Source organism: Agrobacterium sp. A3-95, from assembly GCF_053521785.1.
The window spans coordinates 78,045-96,869 of the sequence record NZ_JBNWDR010000008.1 but is presented as its reverse complement, the minus strand read 5'-3'; the positions used below and the strand labels follow the sequence as shown (position 1 = coordinate 96,869).

At 59.5% G+C, this 18,825-nt stretch carries 20 protein-coding genes; 16 read left to right on the top strand and 4 right to left on the bottom strand.

Annotated features, from left to right (window positions below; all coding sequences use genetic code 11):
- Positions 1-134: 134 nt before the first annotated feature.
- Positions 135-896, top strand: coding sequence for an IclR family transcriptional regulator (locus ACQZ5Y_RS19990; RefSeq protein ID WP_038495899.1), 762 nt, complete (start codon positions 135-137; stop codon positions 894-896).
- On the opposite strand, the gene ACQZ5Y_RS19985 is transcribed toward ACQZ5Y_RS19990, so the two are convergent.
- On the bottom strand, positions 842-1,789 hold the full coding sequence (locus ACQZ5Y_RS19985; protein WP_038495095.1) for a helix-turn-helix domain-containing protein: 948 nt from the start codon (positions 1,787-1,789) through the stop codon (positions 842-844). The genes ACQZ5Y_RS19990 and ACQZ5Y_RS19985 overlap by 55 nt on opposite strands.
- Positions 1,790-1,907: 118 nt before the next feature.
- On the opposite strand from ACQZ5Y_RS19985, the gene pobA reads away from it, so the two are divergent.
- Positions 1,908-3,080 carry a 4-hydroxybenzoate 3-monooxygenase gene (gene pobA, locus ACQZ5Y_RS19980; protein ID WP_174051077.1) on the top strand — a complete coding sequence of 391 codons (1,173 nt, stop codon included), beginning with the start codon at positions 1,908-1,910 and terminating at the stop codon, positions 3,078-3,080.
- Here the strand turns inward: pobA and pcaQ are convergent.
- Positions 3,077-4,018, bottom strand: a complete 942-nt coding sequence (gene pcaQ / locus ACQZ5Y_RS19975; protein ID WP_019567002.1) for a pca operon transcription factor PcaQ — start codon at positions 4,016-4,018, stop codon at positions 3,077-3,079. The two genes, pobA and pcaQ, sit on opposite strands and share 4 nt — an antisense overlap.
- Positions 4,019-4,113: 95 nt before the next feature.
- Here pcaQ and pcaD point away from each other — a divergent pair, with 95 nt between their 5' ends.
- The 12 genes from pcaD to aroQ all read left to right on the top strand — a co-directional run bounded on the left by pcaD (position 4,114) and on the right by aroQ (position 13,406).
- Entirely contained in the window at positions 4,114-4,911 is a 798-nt protein-coding gene (pcaD, locus tag ACQZ5Y_RS19970) for a 3-oxoadipate enol-lactonase (RefSeq protein WP_174051075.1), read from the top strand.
- Between the two features lie 3 nt (positions 4,912-4,914).
- Positions 4,915-5,337 (top strand): 4-carboxymuconolactone decarboxylase, encoded by a 423-nt coding sequence (gene pcaC, locus ACQZ5Y_RS19965; protein ID WP_174051073.1) that lies wholly within the window; start codon positions 4,915-4,917, stop codon positions 5,335-5,337.
- Entirely contained in the window at positions 5,334-6,074 is a 741-nt protein-coding gene (gene pcaH / locus ACQZ5Y_RS19960; protein WP_004431032.1) for a protocatechuate 3,4-dioxygenase subunit beta, read from the top strand. Before pcaC ends, pcaH begins: the two co-directional genes overlap by 4 nt.
- Before the next feature lie 2 nt (positions 6,075-6,076).
- Positions 6,077-6,697, top strand: a complete 621-nt coding sequence (gene pcaG, locus ACQZ5Y_RS19955; RefSeq protein WP_174051071.1) for a protocatechuate 3,4-dioxygenase subunit alpha — start codon at positions 6,077-6,079, stop codon at positions 6,695-6,697.
- Positions 6,698-6,715: 18 nt separating this feature from the next.
- Complete coding sequence (locus tag ACQZ5Y_RS19950) at positions 6,716-7,777, top strand: 3-carboxy-cis,cis-muconate cycloisomerase (RefSeq protein WP_111795293.1); 1,062 nt, start codon at positions 6,716-6,718, stop codon at positions 7,775-7,777.
- A 368-nt stretch (positions 7,778-8,145) separates the two neighbouring features.
- Positions 8,146-8,814, top strand: a complete 669-nt coding sequence (locus ACQZ5Y_RS19945) for an amino acid ABC transporter permease (RefSeq protein ID WP_004431026.1) — start codon at positions 8,146-8,148, stop codon at positions 8,812-8,814.
- A gap of 10 nt (positions 8,815-8,824) precedes the next feature.
- On the top strand, positions 8,825-9,475 hold the full coding sequence (locus ACQZ5Y_RS19940; protein WP_004431025.1) for an amino acid ABC transporter permease: 651 nt from the start codon (positions 8,825-8,827) through the stop codon (positions 9,473-9,475).
- Between the two features lie 43 nt (positions 9,476-9,518).
- Complete coding sequence (locus ACQZ5Y_RS19935; protein ID WP_004431022.1) at positions 9,519-10,355, top strand: transporter substrate-binding domain-containing protein; 837 nt, start codon at positions 9,519-9,521, stop codon at positions 10,353-10,355.
- Between the two features lie 34 nt (positions 10,356-10,389).
- On the top strand, positions 10,390-11,229 hold the full coding sequence (locus ACQZ5Y_RS19930; protein WP_174051069.1) for a transporter substrate-binding domain-containing protein: 840 nt from the start codon (positions 10,390-10,392) through the stop codon (positions 11,227-11,229).
- Between the two features lie 29 nt (positions 11,230-11,258).
- Complete coding sequence (locus ACQZ5Y_RS19925) at positions 11,259-12,020, top strand: amino acid ABC transporter ATP-binding protein (protein ID WP_004431018.1); 762 nt, start codon at positions 11,259-11,261, stop codon at positions 12,018-12,020.
- A 58-nt stretch (positions 12,021-12,078) separates the two neighbouring features.
- Positions 12,079-12,966 carry a shikimate dehydrogenase gene (locus tag ACQZ5Y_RS19920; RefSeq protein ID WP_013762364.1) on the top strand — a complete coding sequence of 296 codons (888 nt, stop codon included), beginning with the start codon at positions 12,079-12,081 and terminating at the stop codon, positions 12,964-12,966.
- Complete coding sequence (aroQ, locus tag ACQZ5Y_RS19915; RefSeq protein WP_004431014.1) at positions 12,963-13,406, top strand: type II 3-dehydroquinate dehydratase; 444 nt, start codon at positions 12,963-12,965, stop codon at positions 13,404-13,406. Before ACQZ5Y_RS19920 ends, aroQ begins: the two co-directional genes overlap by 4 nt.
- Here aroQ and ACQZ5Y_RS19910 read toward each other — a convergent pair.
- Positions 13,378-14,073 carry a TetR/AcrR family transcriptional regulator gene (locus ACQZ5Y_RS19910; RefSeq protein WP_004431011.1) on the bottom strand — a complete coding sequence of 232 codons (696 nt, stop codon included), beginning with the start codon at positions 14,071-14,073 and terminating at the stop codon, positions 13,378-13,380. The genes aroQ and ACQZ5Y_RS19910 overlap by 29 nt on opposite strands.
- A 121-nt stretch (positions 14,074-14,194) precedes the next feature.
- On the opposite strand from ACQZ5Y_RS19910, the gene ACQZ5Y_RS19905 reads away from it, so the two are divergent.
- A complete protein-coding gene (locus tag ACQZ5Y_RS19905; RefSeq protein ID WP_026331045.1) occupies positions 14,195-16,096 on the top strand; it encodes a bifunctional sugar phosphate isomerase/epimerase/4-hydroxyphenylpyruvate dioxygenase family protein in 1,902 nt (633 codons plus the stop codon).
- 82 nt (positions 16,097-16,178) lie between these two features.
- Here ACQZ5Y_RS19905 and ACQZ5Y_RS19900 read toward each other — a convergent pair whose 3' ends face one another.
- A complete protein-coding gene (locus ACQZ5Y_RS19900) occupies positions 16,179-16,472 on the bottom strand; it encodes a putative quinol monooxygenase (protein WP_013762362.1) in 294 nt (97 codons plus the stop codon).
- Positions 16,473-16,995: 523 nt separating this feature from the next.
- Here ACQZ5Y_RS19900 and ACQZ5Y_RS19895 point away from each other — a divergent pair.
- Positions 16,996-18,816 carry an ABC transporter ATP-binding protein gene (locus ACQZ5Y_RS19895; RefSeq protein WP_060642658.1) on the top strand — a complete coding sequence of 607 codons (1,821 nt, stop codon included), beginning with the start codon at positions 16,996-16,998 and terminating at the stop codon, positions 18,814-18,816.
- The last annotated feature ends 9 nt before the right edge of the window (positions 18,817-18,825 follow it).

The window sequence follows — 18,825 nt, the reverse complement described above, 5'->3', positions numbered from 1 at the left end:
AATCCTCCATCCAGCCCAGCAATGGGAACTCGCAAGGCTGCTTGGCGCAGAGCTAAATCCGAATCCGCCTCGACGGCAACAATTTTGTGCGTTATATGATTTTTGTTCGTATATCGCACAAATGGAGCCGCGACATGGCCGTCAATGAAAGAGATATGATGGGCGGTCTCGCCAAGGGGCTGAAGGTGATCGAGGCGTTCAGCGCCGAGCGTCCACGCCTCTCCATTTCCGACGCGGCAGAAATCGCCGGGCTCGACCGCGCCACCACGCGGCGCTGTCTGCTGACACTGTCGGAAATGGGTTACGCCGCCTATGACGGCAAGTTCTTCACTGTGACGCCCAAGGTGCTGCGGCTTGGCACCGGCTGTCTTGCCACCATGCCGCTGCCGCGCATCGTCCAGCCCCTTCTCGACCGTCTTTCGGAAGAGATCGGCCACAGCACATCAGTCTCCATTCTGGACGATACCGAAATCGTGTATGTGGCGCGCGCCGCCCAGCAGCGGGTCATGTCCATCGCCCTCATGCCTGGCTCGCGCCTGCCCGCCTATTGCACCTCCATGGGCCGCGTTCTCCTCTCAGCCCTTACACCGGAACGGCAGCGCGAGGTCCTGGAACACTCGCGGCTGGTGGCACGGACGGAAAAGACGATGACCGGTATCGACGCCCTGCTTGACGAACTCGAGGCGACCCGCAATCGTGGTTATGCCCTGATCGATCAGGAGGTGGAGATCGGCCTTCGCTCCATTGCCGTGCCGGTGAAAACCGTGCGCGGGCAGACGGTCGCAGCACTCAATGTCGGGCTTGCCGCCTCGGTAGCGTCCATGGAGGATCTGGTGGAACGTTATTTGCCGCCACTGCTTTCCGTCCAGCGTGAGCTGGGAAGAATGCTTGCCTGAGGTGAGGCCGAAGCCGCGCCGTCATCTCCCATTTTCCGCCGTTCAGCCAATCGCCATGCCCGCGGTGTCATGCCTGTTTCCCGCTTGAAGAAGCGGTTGAAATAGGCCGGGTCGGCAAAACCGAGATCTTCCGCAATCATCTGCACGGTCGATACGGTGAAGATCAGTTCCTGCTGGGCGATCTCGATCTGGCGCCTGGCAACAAGCCGTTGCAGGCTGAGGCCGGAAACGGAACGGACGAGACGGTTGAGATGGGTCTCGGAAAGGCCGAGCTTCTGCGCATAAAACGCCGCCTTGCGCGGCTCGCGAATATGTCGGGCGATCAGTGACAGCAGGAGTTCGAAGCGCTGTTCCGCAGGGCCTTCCCCGGTTCTTTCCAGTAGAGGCCGCGCCGCTCGTGCAAGAAGTGCAGCCACGGTGGCAAGCTGACCTTCGATCATCGCCTCCCGGCCTATCTCGTGGCTTTCATACTCCGCGGAGATATGTTCGAAATCCCTGCGCAATCGCTCGCCCTCGGAGAAATCCTGTAACGGCAACAACACGGGCTGCTGGAAATTCCGCAGCAGCAGCGCCTGCACGGATGCGGCAAGCGCGCCCGGCAGCACGGTGACGATCACCCCGCCAATATCACGCGAAAAACGAAAGCCGTGCTCGAAACCCGGCGGTACGACAATGGCGACCGGTGGGCGGATAGCCTCGGTGAGGCCATCCAGCAATGCATCGCCCTCGCCGCCCCAAATGTACAAGATTTGCAGGAACGCGGCATGCCGGTGCAGGCCGATTTCAAAGCGATGCAGGCTGCTTCTGGAAAAAAGCGTCTCGCAATGAAAGCGGAAAGCGGTTCCTTGCGCAGTCTCCTCGCCATATAGGCCTTCATTCGCCGCAACCCGCATGTCACCCCAGCTCCCCGCATCATGGTCGAATTGTGCAATTTACGGATCAGAAAGTCCATTGAGCTTGTCGCGCGCTTTGGTCAATTTCCTGACAGGAGACAATTCCGGGAGGAAAATAATGCGCACCAAGGTCGTCATCATCGGCTCCGGCCCTTCGGGTCTGCTGCTTGGTCAGCTGCTTGCCAATGAAGGCATCGATACCGTCATTCTCGACCGGGCCGGCAAGGACTACATCCTCGGTCGGGTCCGCGCCGGGGTGCTGGAAGAAGGTACAGTGCACCTTCTGGAAAAGGTTGGCGCCGACAAACGCCTGCACAAGGAAGGTCTGCCACATGACGGTTTCTCGCTGACCTTTGACGGGCGCGATCACCGTATCGACCTCTTCGATCTGACCGGCGGCAAACGGGTAATGGTCTACGGTCAGACGGAGGTGACGCACGACCTGATGGATGCCCGCGAAAAAGCGGGGCTTACCACAATCTATGAAGCCTCGAATGTGGAGCCTCATGATTTCGATGGTGCCAGCCCCTATGTCACCTATGAGAAAGACGGCGTAAGCCATCGGATAGATTGTGATTTTATTGCCGGATGCGATGGGTTTCACGGCGTCAGCCGCAAATCCGTGCCTGAGCGCTCGATCAAGGAATTCGAAAAGATATATCCCTTCGGCTGGCTCGGTATTCTGGCCGAAGTGCCGCCTGTCAGCCACGAACTCATCTATGCCAACCATCCCAGTGGTTTTGCGCTCTGTTCCATGCGCTCGCACACGCGCAGCCGCTATTACCTGCAATGTTCGCTGGAAGACCGGCCGGAGGACTGGAGCGATGAGCGCTTCTGGGATGAAATCCGCCGCCGCCTGCCGGAAAACCATGCCGATGCCCTGGTGACCGGACCGTCGTTTGAAAAATCCATCGCACCGCTTCGGTCCTTCGTGTGCGAACCGATGCGCTTCGGGCGATTGTTTCTGGCGGGCGACGCCGCCCACATCGTGCCGCCGACCGGCGCCAAGGGCCTCAACCTTGCTGCCAGCGACGTGCATTATCTCAGCGAGGCGCTCATCGAATTTTATCGTGAAGGGTCAGAAGCGGGCATCGATTCCTATTCGCAGAAAGCGCTATCTCGCGTCTGGAAGGCCGTGCGCTTTTCCTGGTGGATGACGACAATGATGCACCGCTTTCCCGATACAGGCGAATTTGGCCAGCGCATTCAGGAAGCGGAACTGGATTACCTCGTGCATTCCCGCGCGGCCTCCACGGCGCTTGCGGAAAACTATGTCGGGCTTCCCTATTAGGAAACAGTTTCAGGCTTCGGGTCGAGCAGTTCGCGCGCAGCTTCGCGAATGGCCTGTATCAGTAGCGACAGCGGCAGTGAGGGCTGTGTATCGGCCCGCACCGTCAAGCCGACCGGACCGCTGGTATCGCCGGTATCGACCGGCAGGATCGCCAGAGTTCCATCCGCCACATCGCCTGCGACCACCCCTTCCGAAATGATCCAGACGGCATCACTGGTGCGCAGGAACGCGCGACCAAACGCATCCGATACCGTTTCGATGCGGATCGGCAAGGCCGGCACCCCATTGGCGATCAGGAACTGCTCGACGATGGGACCGATCACCGACTGGCGGGTGGGGATCAATACCGGGAACTCGTGCAGGTGATCGAAAACCGAAATGCCCGGTGACAGCAGCGGATGGCCGGCGCGCACGACGAACCGCACCTTTTCGGAATAGAGATGCTCGAAGGAAAAGCCCGCCATCTTTTCCGGCGCAGCCAGGCGCCCGACGACGAGATCCAGATCGCCGACGCGCAACTGCTCCAGAAGAACGGCATTGTCACCGGTGACGATCTTGACCGGGCTGCCGGTTTTTTCCGAAAGAAATCCCGCCATGGCTTTCGGCATGATCCTCACCGATACGGTCGGCAAGGCACCGACGCGAACCGGCGGGCCGGCACGCGCCGCCTCCTGCGAGACGGAATCGACCGCATGGCGAAGTGCCGTCATCGTTGCCCCGGCATGGCGCAGGAACACCTCGCCATAGCGGCTGATGCGGATGCCGCGCCCCTCGCGGTCGAACAGCGAGACGCCGAGAATCTCCTCGAGTTCGCGGATGGTTTTCGTTACCGCCGGCTGGCTGACATGCAGGATTTCTGCAGCACGAATGACGCTTTTCTGGCGCGCCACCTCCACGAAGGTCTGAAGATGCCGGAACTTTATACGCTGCTCGACCATCGAACATATAATCCATTGGTTATATTTTTCACCGATAATGTCATTTTACTTAACCGGAACGTGCTTGCAATATCGTCAACAGGAGGACTTACATCATGCATTTTCTGCGCTGTGGCGAAAACGCGATCCATTATCGTGCGCACGAACTGGAAAGCGACAAGCCGGTCATCGCCTTTATCAATTCGCTTGGCACCGATTTCCGTATCTGGGATGCGGTGATCGCGGAACTTGGCGACAAATATGCTTTCGTCCTGCACGACAAACGTGGCCATGGCCTGTCCGATATCGGCCGCCCTGCCTATTCGATAGACGATCACGCGGACGACCTGATTGCCATCCTCGATCATCTTTCCGTCAACAATGCGGTTATCTGGGGTCTGTCGGTCGGTGGACTGGTTGCACAGGGACTTTATGCCCGGCGTCCCGATCTCGTGCGTGCCCTTGTGCTCAGCAATACCGCCCACAGGATCGGCACCGCCGAGATGTGGAACGCGCGCATCGACAAGATCGCCGCTGACGGCCTTGCCTCGCTGATCGATCCGGTGATGGAGCGCTGGTTCACACCAGCCTTTCGCCAGCCGGACAACGTGGTTTATGCGAGCGCGCGCAACATGCTTTCCCAACAGCCGGAGGCCGGTTACAGCGGCACCTGCGCCGCCATACGCGATGCCGATTTCACGCGCGAAGCGGGCCGCATCGCTGTTCCGACGCTCTGCGTGGCGGGCGATGAAGACGGGTCGACACCGCCAGCACTGGTGCAATCGCTGGCGGACCTCATTCCCGCAAGCCGTCTCGCCACCATTGCACGCTGCGGCCACATTCCATGCCTTGAACAACCGCTCGCCTATGCGCAGGCGGTCGGTGATTTTCTGAAGACCTTGCCGGAGCACTGACAGATGGCGGACAATATCGATAAGAACGAGAGATTTGAGCAGGGCATGAAAACGCGCCGCGCCGTGCTCGGTGACGCGCATGTCGACCGCGCGCAGACGGTGACGACGGGGTTCGACCAGCCGTTTCAGCAGCTCATCACCGAAGCGGCCTGGGGCACGGTGTGGTCCGGTAACCACTGGACGAAGCGCGAGCGCTCGATGGTCACCATCGCCTTGCTTGCCGCACTCGGGCAGGACGAGGAACTTGCCATGCATGTGCGCGCCACCGCCAATACCGGCGCCACCGAAGCGGATATTCGCGAAGCGCTGCTGCATGTCGCAATCTATGCCGGCGTGCCCGCCGCCAACCACGCTTTCAAGACCGCCAAGCTTGCTCTGGCCGACATGAAAGCCGATAGTTCCAGCGACGAGGAGGAGACGAAATGAGTAATACAAAGCCCGAAACCGGGCCGTTCTTCGCACGCGACCGCGACATTCATCCGCTGGCCTATGCTCCCTGGTACAAGACCTCTATCCTGCGTTCTCCGCAGCGCGCCCTGATTTCGCTGGAAGGCACCAAAAGCGAGATCACCGGGCCGGTTTTCGGCCACAGCCTGCTGAACGAGCTGGATAACGACCTGATCCTCAATTATGCCCGCCCTGGCGAAATGCCGATTGGCCCGCGCATTCTGGTCCACGGCCGGGTGCTGGACGAGCGCGGCCGCGGCGTGGACGGTGCGCTCGTGGAATTCTGGCAGGCCAATGCCGGCGGGCGGTATCGCCACAAGAAGGAAACCTATCTCGCCGCCATCGATCCGAATTTTGGCGGCGTCGGCCGCACGATCACGGATGAGAACGGTTATTACTGGTTCAAGACCATCCAGCCTGGCGCTTACCCCTGGCCGAACGGCGTCAACGACTGGCGGCCTGCCCATATCCACTTCTCGGTCTTCGGCCACGGCTTTGCCCAGCGGCTGATAACCCAGATGTATTTCGAAGGCGATCCGCTGATCTGGAAATGTCCGATCGTCAAAACCATCCCGGACGAGGATGCGATCAAGCGGCTGATCGCGCCGCTGGATATGAATTCAAACATTCCCATGGACATGCTGGCATACAAGTTCGACATCGTGCTTCGCGGCCGCCGCTCCACGTTTTTCGAAAATCGCAAGGAAGGCAACTGATCATGGTCCAGCCGCTCGGTTATCTCAAGGAATCAGCGTCGCAGACGGCAGGTCCATATGTCCATATCGGCTGCACCCCCAATTTCGTTGGCATCGAGGGCGTGTTCGAAAAGGACCTGGGCTCCGGCGCGCTCTATAACGACGAGGCTCGCGGCGAACGCATAAGCGTGCGTGGCACGGTCTACGACGGCGCTGGCATGCCGCTTAAGGACGCCCTGATCGAAATCTGGCAGGCGGATACGGACGGTTATTACAACAGCCCCAGCGAAACACGCGGCAAGGCGGATCCGAATTTCACCGGCTGGGGCCGCTCGCCCGGCGACATGGATACCGGCGAATTCATCTTCGAGACCATCAAGCCCGGCAAGGTGCCCTTTCGCGACGGCCGGTGGATGGCGCCGCACATCACTTTCTGGATCGTGGCGCGCGGTATAAATATCGGCCTGCAAACCCGCATGTATTTTCCCGAAGAGCAGGAGGCCAATGCCGCCGATCCGGTCCTTGCCCGCGTCGAGCAGAAAAGCCGCATCGCCACCCTTGTCGCCAAAAAGGAGGAAGGAAACATCTATCGTTTCGATATCCGCCTTCAGGGCGAGGGCGAAACCGTGTTTTTCGATATCTGAGCGGAGCTGTAACCTGAGATGAGCCTTTCCCCCTTCGAACATCCGTTTCTCTCCGGCCTTTTTGGCGACAGCGAAATCGTTGAGCTGTTTTCGGCCAGAGCGGATATCGACGCCATGATCCGTTTCGAGACGGCGCTGGCGCAGGCGCAAGCCGGGGCGGGCGTCATTGAAGCGGATGCGGCGGATGCGATCGTCTCGCGCCTTTCCGATTTTGCCGCTGATACCACCGCGCTTCGCCATGGCGTCGCCAAGGACGGCGTTGTGGTGCCGGAACTTGTCCGGCAGATGCGGGCGGCGGTTGCCGGTACTGCGGCGGAAAAGCTGCATTTCGGCGCCACCAGCCAGGATGTCATCGATACCAGCCTGATGCTGCGGCTGAAGGCGGCAGCGGAAATCATCGCGGCACGGCTCGGCCGCCTCATCGATACGCTGGGTGATATTGCGGCCCGCGATGGCAGCAACCCGCTGACGGGATATACCCGCATGCAGGCCGCCATCGCCATCACGGTCGGCGACAGGGTGGAAAGCTGGATCGATCCGCTGGAACGGCATCTGGTTCGGATCGACACGTTTTTGCAGCACGGTTTTGCCGTCCAGTTCGGCGGCGCGGCCGGCACGCTGGAAAAGCTCGGCGACAATGCCGGCACTGTCCGCGCCGATCTCGCAAAGCGTCTCGGCCTTTCTGACAGGCCGCAGTGGCACAGCCAGCGCGACGGTATCGCCGAGCTTGCCAATCTGCTGTCGCTCGTCACCGGCACGCTTGGCAAGTTCGGGCAGGATATCGCGCTTCTGGCCGAAGTCGGCGCCGAAATTCGCATGAGCGGCGGGGGTGGTTCCTCGGCGATGCCGCACAAGCAGAACCCGGTCAATGCGGAAACGCTGGTGACGCTGGCACGCTTCAACGCCGTGCAGATTTCGGCATTGCACCAGTCTCTCGTTCACGAACAGGAACGTTCGGGCGCGGGCTGGATGCTCGAATGGCTGTCGCTGCCGCAAATGGTGACGGCAACGGGGTCCTCACTCCTGATCGCCGAGCGCCTCGCGGGGCAGATCGACCGGCTGGGAGCAAGCGAAGAATAAAAAGGGAATGACAGATTTTCGCGAAGACTGAGCGGCCTTCGGGCGCTTTTGCCAGCGAGATGGGAATGGCGCGGGCGTGCGATGAAAACGCTTGCCACCAATCACATTAGTCGTTGATAAAAAACGACTTTCTTGAACAAGATGAATGAAGAAAAAGTGATCTTTAAGCTGTTTCTAACCGGAGTTGGCGCTTGACACAAAATTGAACTAACTGGTACAAACATTCAGGTTAACGCTATGCTGGCACAGAAGTGTGGAGCTTCCCCGGCACGGTAAAAACAAACGGAGGGCTTTGGAGCCACAGGGTTTCCAAAGCGATGCGAACAAGGCGAAACGTCTGTTCGGACCCGAACGGGTTGGGAGGAAATATGTCTTACAGTCTCGATTTTTCGGCGGTCATAGACCGTCTGCCCGAGCTGCTTCTGGCCTGTCTTGCAACGATCGGCCTTGCAATCGCCGGCATGTCGCTTGCCACCGTCATCGGGGTTCTCGGCGTCGTGGCCCGCCGCTCGCGCTTCAAGCTGCTGCGCGGTCTGGTAATCGGGTTCGTGGAAGCCATTCGCAACACGCCGTTTCTGGTGCAGATATTCTTCATCTTCTTCGCCCTGCCGCAAATCGGCATCAAGCTTAACCCCACGGTCACGGCCATCATTGCGCTTGCGTTGAACGGCGGCGCCTATGCCATTGAAATCATTCGCGGCGGCGTCGATTCCATTCCCAAGGGTCAGGTTGAGGCGGGATTGGCGCTTGGCCTGCACCGGGCGCAGATCTTCCGGCACATCATTCTGAAGCCGGCGCTTCGGGCGGTCTATCCGTCACTCACCAGCCAGTTCATCATGCTGACGCTGACCACTTCGGTCTGTACCTCGATTGCGGCTTACGAGCTGACCTCGGTGGCCCAGCAGATCGAAGCGGACACCTTCCGCTCCTTTGAGGTCTATTTCTCGATCACGCTGCTTTATCTGGTCATTTCCTCGCTGATGATGGGGGTATTTTCCCTCATCTCCCGCACATCGTTCAGCTATCCGGTCAAGTGAGGAAAAGACAATGGCATCCATCGGTTCCAACGAATTGTTCTTCCTGCTGCAGGGCCTGAAATGGACCCTTGCGCTGACCCTGATCGGCTTCATCGGTGGCGGCATTTTCGGCCTTTGCGTCGCGCTTGGCCGCGTTGCCGAAACCCCGGCGATCCAGCGCGCCAGCACCGGCTTCATCGCGATTTTCCAGGGCACACCGCTCCTGATGCAGCTTTTCGTCGTCTATTACGGCGTGGCGCTTGCGGGCCTGAATGTCGATGCCTGGATTGCGGTCGCCATCGCATTCACCCTGCATGCCAGCGCCTTTCTGGGTGAAATCTGGCGCGGTGGCATCCAGGCTGTGCCGAAGGGTCAGACCGAAGCCGCCAACGCGCTTGGCCTGCACTACGTGTCGCGTATGAAGGACGTGGTTCTGCCGCAGGCCTTCAAGATTTCGCTGCCCGCCACCATCGGTTTTCTGGTGCAGCTCATAAAGGGCACGTCGCTTGCCGCCATTGTCGGCTTCGTCGAACTGTCCCGCGCCGGCCAGATCGTCTCCAACCAGACGTTCCGCCCGCTGACGGTCTTTGCCATCGTCGGCATCATGTATTTCCTGATCTGCTGGCCGCTTTCCCTGTGGGGCGCCAGTGTAGAAAAGCGGATGCAAGCCGCTTCCCGCTAATACCCATCAACATGTCATCAAGCTTTGTAAGGAGGAGCAAAAGATGAAATCCAACGGTAAATTCTCACGTCGCACCCTGCTCGCGCTCGCCGCAGCAACGGTCGCCCTGCCCTTTATCGCACCGGTCGACGCCTTCGCCGGCACGGTGGATGAGGCCAAGGCAAAGGGTAAGGTCGTAATCGGCATTCAGGGCGACAATTCGCCATGGGGCTTCGTCAATTCGAGCGGCGTTCAGGACGGCCTCGATGCCGATATCGGCAAGGCGTTTGCCGAATATCTCGGCGTCAAGGTCGAATTCGTACCGCTTGCCGTGGCAAACCGCATTCCGGCCCTTCTGACGGGCAAAGTCGACCTGCTGTTCGCAACCATGGGCATGACCGCCGAGCGCGCCAAGACCATCCAGTATTCCAAGCCCTATGCCGGTAACGTGCTTTCCGTCTACGGCCCCAAGGACAAGAAGATCGGCAACTATGACGATCTGACCGGCGTTTCCGTCGGCGTTCCGAAGTCCAGCGCCATGGACACGGCGATCACGGCAGGTGCAGGCTCCAAGGCCAAGATCCTGCGCTTTGACGATGATGCCGCCAACATTCAGGCGCTGATTTCCGGCCAGGTCGAGGTTGTCGGTGGCAACCAGTTTTATGGCGACCGCCTCAATCAGGCTGCCAACGGCAAATACGAGCCGAAGTTCGACCTGACGACGCTTTACAACGGCGCCGGCACCCGTCCGGGTGAAAAGGACTGGAACGAGACCGTCAACGCCTTCCTCGACAAGATCAAGTCGGATGGTCAGCTTGCCAAGATCTACGACAAGTGGATGAAGCGCGAAGTTCCCGCTTTCCCGGAAAGCCTGCCGGATATTCCTTTCACCGTGAAGTGAAGACCGGAAGAGGCTGGATTGGGAGGAGTAACCAATGGGAATCTTTAACAGACAGACGCGTTGGCGAACAGCCATCGCCGTCGGATTGGCAGCAGCTTTGCTGCCAATCCTGATACCCGCAAGTGCAGAAGCCAGAACACTTGAAGAAGCAAAGTCCAGCGGCAAGATCATCATCGGCATTCAGGGCGACAACGCGCCCTGGGGCTTCATAAATTCCTCTGGTGTTCAGGAAGGTTATGATGCGGATTTGGCCCGCGGGTTTGCGGACTATCTTGGACTGAAAGTGGAGTTCGTACCGCTTGCCGTCGCCAACCGCATCCCGTCGCTTCGCACCGGAAAGGTCGATGCCCTGTTCGCGTCGATGGGGATGACGCCGGAACGCGCGAAAAACGTACAATATGCGCAGCCTTACGCGCATAACGTCATGTCGGTCTATGCCACCAAGGACAAGAAGATCGCCAACTTCGACGATCTCACGGGAATGACCGTCGGCGCGCCGAAATCCAGTCCGATGGACACGGCGTTGACCGCAGGTGCCGGCACCAAGGCAAAAATTCTGCGTTTCGACGATGACGCCGCCACCATTCAGGCGATCCTGTCGGGCCAGATCGAGGCAATCGGCGGCAACCAGTTTTATGGTGACCGTCTCGCAGCGGCTGGCGGCAAGGATTACGAGGTGAAGTTCGACCTCGTGACCCTCTACAACAGCGCCGCCACGCGCCCCGGTGAAAAGGACTGGAACGAGGCACTCAACGCTTGGCTCGACAAAGCCAAGGCCAATGGCGAGCTCGCAAAAGTCTATGCCAAATGGATGAAGCGCCCGGTTCCGGACTTCCCGGCCTCGCTTCCTGACATTCCCTACACCGTTAACTAACGCTGCTTCCCAGCATGAAGGAAAGTTCCATGTCGCAATCCTCCGCCGCACAGGCTCCGCTGATCGCCCTTGAAGGGGTTGGAAAGTGGTATGGAGCCTTCCATGCGCTGAAAGGCGTCAACATGACGGTTCGCAAAGGCGAAAAAATCGTTCTTTGCGGCCCGTCGGGTTCAGGAAAATCCACCCTTATCCGCTGCATCAACCATCTGGAAGAAATCCAGGAGGGCAAGATCACGGTCGAGGGAACCACGCTTTCGGATTCGACCCGCGCCATCGATGCGGTTCGCCGTGAAGTGGGCATGGTGTTCCAGAGCTTCAATCTCTTCCCGCACAAGACTATCATGGAAAACTGCACCTTGGCGCCCATGCGGGTGAAGGGCCTGTCGAAAGCCGATGCGGAAGCGACCGCGCGCAAATATCTGGAGCGCGTGCGCATTCTCAATCAGGCCGATAAATATCCGGCGCAGCTTTCCGGCGGCCAGCAGCAACGCGCAGCGATTGCCCGTGCGCTCTGCATGGAGCCGAAAGCCATGCTGTTCGATGAGCCGACTTCGGCGCTTGATCCGGAAATGGTCAAGGAAGTGCTCGACACGATGATCGGTCTTGCCCGCGACGGCATGACGATGATCTGCGTGACCCATGAAATGGGCTTTGCCCGGCAGGTTGCCGACCGTGTGGTCTTCATGTCGGAAGGCGAAATCATCGAGGAAGGCCCGCCGGACGAGTTCTTCCGCGATCCCAAGCATCAGCGTACCCGCACGTTCCTCGGCGAAATTCTCGCCCATCACTAAGGCTCACCCGGAGCCGACAGGCAGGCGGGGATGACCCCCGCCTCTCCCACCACGTTCGATGAGCGATGACCTGATCATGACAGACACCAAATCCTTCAAGGTCGGCCTGATTGGCGCCGACATCCAGCTTTCCAAATCTCCCGCGCTGCACATGCGCGAAGGGGCTGCCCACGGCCTCGATTATTCCTATGAGCTTGTCGATGTCGTGGCGCGCAAGCTGCCGGAAAGCGCGCTTCCCGATCTGCTCAATGAGCTGGAATCGCGCGGCTTTGCCGGCACCAACATTACCCATCCCTTCAAGCAAGCAGTGCTTCCGCACCTGCATGAATTGTCTGATGATGCCCGCATGCTCGGCGCGGTCAACACCGTCGTCTTCAAGGACGGACGTCGCATTGGGCACAATACGGACTGGTACGGATTTTACGAAAGCTTCATGCGCGGCCTGCCGGATGCGAAACGCGACCGGGCGCTGCTGGTCGGTGCTGGTGGTGCAGGCGTTGCGGTGGCCCATGCGGCGCTGAAACTCGGCATTACCCATCTCGATATCTGCGACCGCGATTTCAGCCGCGCCGAGCATCTGGCTGCCGAACTCAACGCCCGTTTTGGCGAAGGCCACGCCTTTGCCGTGAAAGACCCGGCAGATTCCCTGCCCTTCGCGGATGGGTTGATCCACGCCACACCGATGGGCATGCCCGCCCATCCCGGCATGCCGGTCAAGGCCGACCTGCTTGAACAACGGCACTGGGTGGCCGATATCGTTTATATGCCGCTGGTGACCGAGCTTCTGGCGACGGCGGCCCAAAAAGGCTGTCGCACCCTGCCCGGCGGCGGCATGACGGTGTTTCAGGCTGTTGGCGCGTTTCGGCTGTTCTGCGGCCGTGAACCTGATGCCGAACGCATGACGGCACATTTTACCGAAATTTGCACGAAAGAGGGTGTGGCGTGAGCCTTTTCACCATACTTAACGGACCGAACCTCAACCTGCTCGGCCAACGCCAGCCGGAAATCTACGGCTACGAGACGATGGCTGATGTGGAGGCCAATTGCCGCGCGATTGCCGAGGCGGCGGGCCACGAGATATTCTTTGCCCAGAGCAACCGGGAATACGAGCTGATCGACTGGATCCATGCGGCGCGCGGCACATCGGCAGGGATCGTCATCAATCCCGGTGCCTTTACCCATACCTCGGTGGCGATCCTCGATGCACTCAATACCTTCGAGGCACCAGTGATCGAGGTTCACATTTCCAACATCCACAAACGGGAGATCTTCCGCCACCATTCCTATATCTCGACGCGCGCCGAAGGCGTGATCGCCGGTCTCGGCATCGAAGGTTACGGGGTGGCGCTCAGCCACCTCATCGGCCGTCTTTCCCGATCTTCGTGATATGGTCCGGGCTCAGCACATATCGCAACACCATGTCGCTGACGTGATGCGACAATGTTTGCTGACCCTTCTCGGTAAACAGCCCGTCGCCGAAGATGAACGAGAAGGTTGCGACGTTCGAGACGTTGAAAAAGGACAGCGCGCTGATCTGCCAGTGCAATTCCAGCGCATTGATTCCGTTGCGGAAAATGCCGCTCTTCTGGCCGCGCAGCAGCACACTTTCCAGGGCATCGATGGCCGGCCGGTTGAGCTGACGGATCGTTCCGGACGATTGCATGTGCCGGCCGTGATGAATGTTCTCGATCATCACCATGCGGATGAAAGCCGGGTTGCGGCGATGGTGATCGAAAGTGAACCGACAGAGCTTTTCGAGCGCCGCAACCGGCTCCAGACCGTCCAGCTCCAGATCGCTCTCGCCGCCACGCACCTTGGCATAGGCTTCTTCAAGAACGCGCTGGTAAAGCCCTTCCTTGTCGGTAAAATAATAATAGATCATCCGCTTGGACGTGCGCGTGCGGGCGGCGATCTCGTCGATGCGCGCCCCCGACAGGCCGTTTTGCGAAAACTCCTCCATCGCAACGGAAAGAATGTCTCGGCGCACGCCTTCCGGATCGCGCTTCGCCTGCCGGGTTTCGCTGGTGCCATTCGAAGTTGCGCTTTTTGTCATGATCCATCCATCAGCAGGGTATACGGCTTGCCGCCGCACCCCTATTATTAACCAATTAGTACATAACGCTGAAAAGGAACGCAATATGGCGAGCTATGACACAGGCAAACAGGGCGTGCCAATGCGTACTTCCATCGCCACCGTCTCCATCAGCGGCGAATTCCCGGAGAAACTGGCGGCCATTGCGAAAGCCGGTTTCACCGGCGTGGAGATTTTCGAGAACGATTTCCTGACCTACGACGCCTCGCCGCGCGAGGTGAAGGCCCTTGCGGCGGATCATGGGCTGGATATCACGCTTTTCCAGCCGTTCCGCGATTTCGAAGGCATGCCGGAACCGCACCGCGCCCGCGCCTTCGAGCGCGCAGGGCGTAAATTCGACATCATGGGCGAACTCGGGACCGATCTGATGCTGATCTGCTCGAATGTCTCGCCGGTGTCGCTGGGTGGCATAGACCGCGCCGCCGCCGATTTCCATGAGCTTGGCGAACTTGCGGCCAGGCATGGTGTTCGCGTGGGTTACGAGGCGCTGGCCTGGGGCCGGCACATCAGCGATCATCGCGATGCGTGGGAAGTGGTGCGCCGCGCCGATCACCCCAATGTCGGCATCATCCTCGACAGCTTCCACACGCTGTCGCGCAAGATCGATCCCAACTCCATCCGCTCCATTCCCGGCGACAAGATCTTCATCGTGCAATTGGCCGACGCACCGCTGATCGACATGGACCTTTTGTACTGGAGCCGCCATTTCCGCAACATGCCCGGCGAAGGCGATCTGCCAGTGGTGGATTTCATGCGCGCTGTCGCCGCAACCGGATATAGCGGCCCGCTGTCGCTCGAAATCTTCAACGACCAGTTCCGCGGTGGCTCGGCGCGCCTGCTGGCTGAGGACGGCCATCGTTCGCTCATCAACCTCATGGATCAGGTGCGCCGTCTGGAGCCCGACATCCGCATCGAGGCGCCCGCCATGCCTGAGCGGGTGCAGACGGAAGGCGTGGAGTTTGTCGAGTTCACAACGGCACCGGAGGAAAAGGCCAATCTGGAAGCGCTGCTCGCCACACTCGGTTTTGATAAAACCGCGAGGCACCGCAATCGTGATGTCGATCTCTATACGCAGGGCGACATTCGCATCGTCATCAATACCGGCGGTACCGGTGAGAGTTTCGCCGGTGCATCGTACTCCATCCACGGCACCAATGCTTATGCGTTCGGCCTGAAGGTCGATGATGCGCAGGCAGCGCTTGCGCGTGCGGCAGCGCTGGGCGCGCCGACATTCGCCGAACCGCGCAAATCCGGCGAAGTCGCGGTTCCAGCCATTCAGGGCGTGGGCAATGGCGTGATCTATTTCCTCGACGGGTCCACGGCGCTCGCCTCCATCTGGGACAATGAATTCGCACCGGTAGATGCGACGGCACCGGCAGGCAATACCGGACTGACCCGCATCGACCATCTTGCGCAAACCACGCATTACGATGAAATGCTGACCTGGCTTCTGTTTTACACATCGCTGTTTTCAACGCGCCGCACGCCGATGGTGGATGTGGTCGATCCCGGCGGTCTGGTGCGCAGCCAGGCCATAGAAAGCGTGCCCTCCCCGCGTTTCCGCCTGACCATGAACGGCGCCGACAACCGAAAGACCTTCGCCGGCAAATTTCTGGCGGAAGGTTTCGGCACCAGCATCCAGCACATCGCCTTCGCCACGGACGATATCTTCGCCACCGCCAAGGCTCTGCATGCGCGCGGCTTTCACGCCCTGCCGATCTCGCGCAATTATTATGACGATCTGGAGGCCCGCTTCGGGCTGGAACCGGAATTCTCCGACGCACTCCGGGAAGCAAGCATCCTCTACGACCGGGACGACAACGGCGAATATTTCCAGATCTACAGCCGCACCTTCGGCGAAGGGTTCTTCTTCGAAATCGTCGAAAGGCGCGGTGCCTACGGCGGATATGGCGCGATGAACGCCCCCTTCCGCATCGCTGCGCAGCGGCGTCTTGCGCCACCGATCGGCATGCCGAAGGAATAGGCGCAGACACCAGTCCACTGGTGCTTCAAAAATGCAAACAGGCCGCAGCCAGCAGAAATGCCGCTGCGGCCCCTGTCTTTATTTACGCCAGCGTCACTATCTCATAGTCCCGTGGAATGGCGGAGGTGGCAACAAACCACTTAGATGCGCGCGTGCGCTGCTGATGAAAATCGAAAGCAGCGCGGTCCACAAAAAGCTCTTCCACCCTCCAGATCAGGGGGTCTTCGGTCTGCGATACCTCAAAGGAAATACAGCCCGGCTCCGCTCTGGTCAGGCGAATGTGATCGGGTAGATGGCTTTCTACAAGTTGGACATCCTGCACCGATGCGCAACGCAGGAAGCCGGATAGCCTGACCGCACCCGTTCTATTCGTCATACCCGGTATCCTTTTTCAATGGTCTTCGTCCGGCCTGTATCACGGGCAGCGGCACCCGCAACCACTGAAATCGATACATCCTCAATACAGACTAAAAACATCCCTTAATCGGGGTCCGGCCCTTCGGCACACCCGCGCCCAAAATAAATGCACTTGCGTATTTGTAGAGCAGTATACAAAAATTGTTCAACACTCTGGACATGATTGTCCTGTTTTGTTAGCTTTTTTGTAAAACAAGGGGTGGGGAATACAAGTTCATGCGCATCATCGATTCTGAGACTGGCACCAGGCATTTTACCGGCACCGGTGAGGTCGCCCATAGCACTTCGACCAGGTCGCAATTCCCGTATCGACCGGCAGCAGCCAATCTACATCGCGCCTGAAACGCCATGCGCTTTCTTTTTGACACTCCCATCCTCCGGCACAGCGTTTCATCCCGCGCGCCTGCCCGACGCCCTTGCCCCCTCACTATTTCAGATGGCCGCGCCGGCATTGCCGCGCATGCCAAGCCGGAGACGCTGATATGACCGCCGCAAACCGCAACGCCCTCCTCTCGGTTGAAAACCTGAGCGTTGAGTTCGGCGACAGCCGCGTCGTGGACGATATTTCCTTTGCCGTGGAAGCCGGCAGGACAGTGGCGATCGTCGGAGAATCCGGATCGGGCAAATCGGTCACGTCGCTCTCGACCATGCGTCTTGCGGATATGATGGGCGCGACTTACCCCGCCGGTCGCATCATGTTCGAAGGCAAGGATCTGCTGAAGGCATCGCAGAAGGAAATGCGGTCGATCCGCGGCAAGGAGATCGCCATGATCTTCCAGGAGCCGATGACATCGCTGAACCCGGTCTTCACCATCGGTGACCAGATCTGCGAAGTGCTTGTCCTGCACGAGAAAATGGGCAAGGCGGCGGCCATGGCCGAGGCAAAAAAGTTGCTCGACATGGTGCGGTTGCCGGATGCGGCCGAGCTTCTGCACCGTTATCCGCATCAGCTTTCCGGCGGCATGCGCCAGCGCGTGATGATTGCCATGGCGCTTGCCTGTCGGCCGAAGCTGCTGATCGCCGACGAACCGACGACGGCACTTGATGTCACCATTCAGGCGCAGATCCTCAACATCATGCGCGACCTGCAAAAGAAGCTCGGCATGGGCATGGTCTTCATCACCCATGACATGGGCGTGGTGGCGGAAATGGCCGATGACGTCGTCGTCATGTGGAAAGGCAGGAAGGTTGAGGAAGGCCCGGTCAAGGACATCTTCGCCAATCCGCAGCATCCCTATACGCGGGCGCTGCTTTCCGCCGTTCCGCGCCTCGGCAGCATGACCGGCGAAGAGTTTCCCAAGCGCCTTCCGCTCACCGTCCTGCAGGATGGCCAGCCGGTCGTGGTGGGCGAGGAACGGGTGCAGAACACCGCAAAATACGATGAGAAGCCGCTGCTTTCGGTTCGCGACCTGTTCGTTCGCTTCGATATTCGCAAGAACCTGTTCGGCAAGGCGACGCACCGTTGCAGCGCCGTGCAGAAGGTCAGCTTCGACATCCACGCCGGGGAGACACTGGCGCTGGTCGGTGAATCCGGTTCGGGCAAATCCACCATCGGCCGCACAATCCAGCAGCTGCAATCGGCGGTATCAGGCGAAATATCCTTCAACGGCCGCAGCTATTCTGAGATGTCGGCGGCGGAACGTTTCCGCATGCGGCAGGAAGTGCAATATATCTTCCAGGACCCCTTCGCCTCGCTCGATCCGCGCAAGACGGTAGGCTTCTCGATCGCCGAACCAATCAACACCCACAGCCTGATCAACGATGCCAAGGCGGTGCGCCGCCGGGTGGATGAGCTGCTGGAACGGGTGGGTCTGAGTTCGGAACATGCATCGCGGTATCCGCACGAGTTTTCGGGCGGCCAGCGGCAGCGTGTCTGCATTGCCCGCGCGCTCGCCTCCGATCCTAAGCTCATTATCGCCGACGAAGCGCTGTCGGCGCTCGATGTCTCCATCCAGGCGCAGATCATCAATCTGTTCATGGATTTGCAAGCGGAACGTGGTCTTGCTTACCTGTTCATCAGCCATGACATGGCGGTGGTGGAAAAGATGAGCCACCGCGTCGCGGTGCTTTATCTCGGCCAGATCATGGAAATGGGCAGCCGCCAGCAGGTCTTCGAAACGCCCACGCATGATTATACGCGCCGGCTGCTTTCCGCAGTGCCGGTTGCCGATCCCCTGATCGAGCGCCGCATCGCCATGATCGAGGGCGAAATTCCCAATCCCGTGCGCCGCGTCGGCGATGAGCCCGCCATTCTCGCCCATGAGGAAATCAATCCAGGCCACTTCATCGCCAAGAGTGCCTGAACAATAACC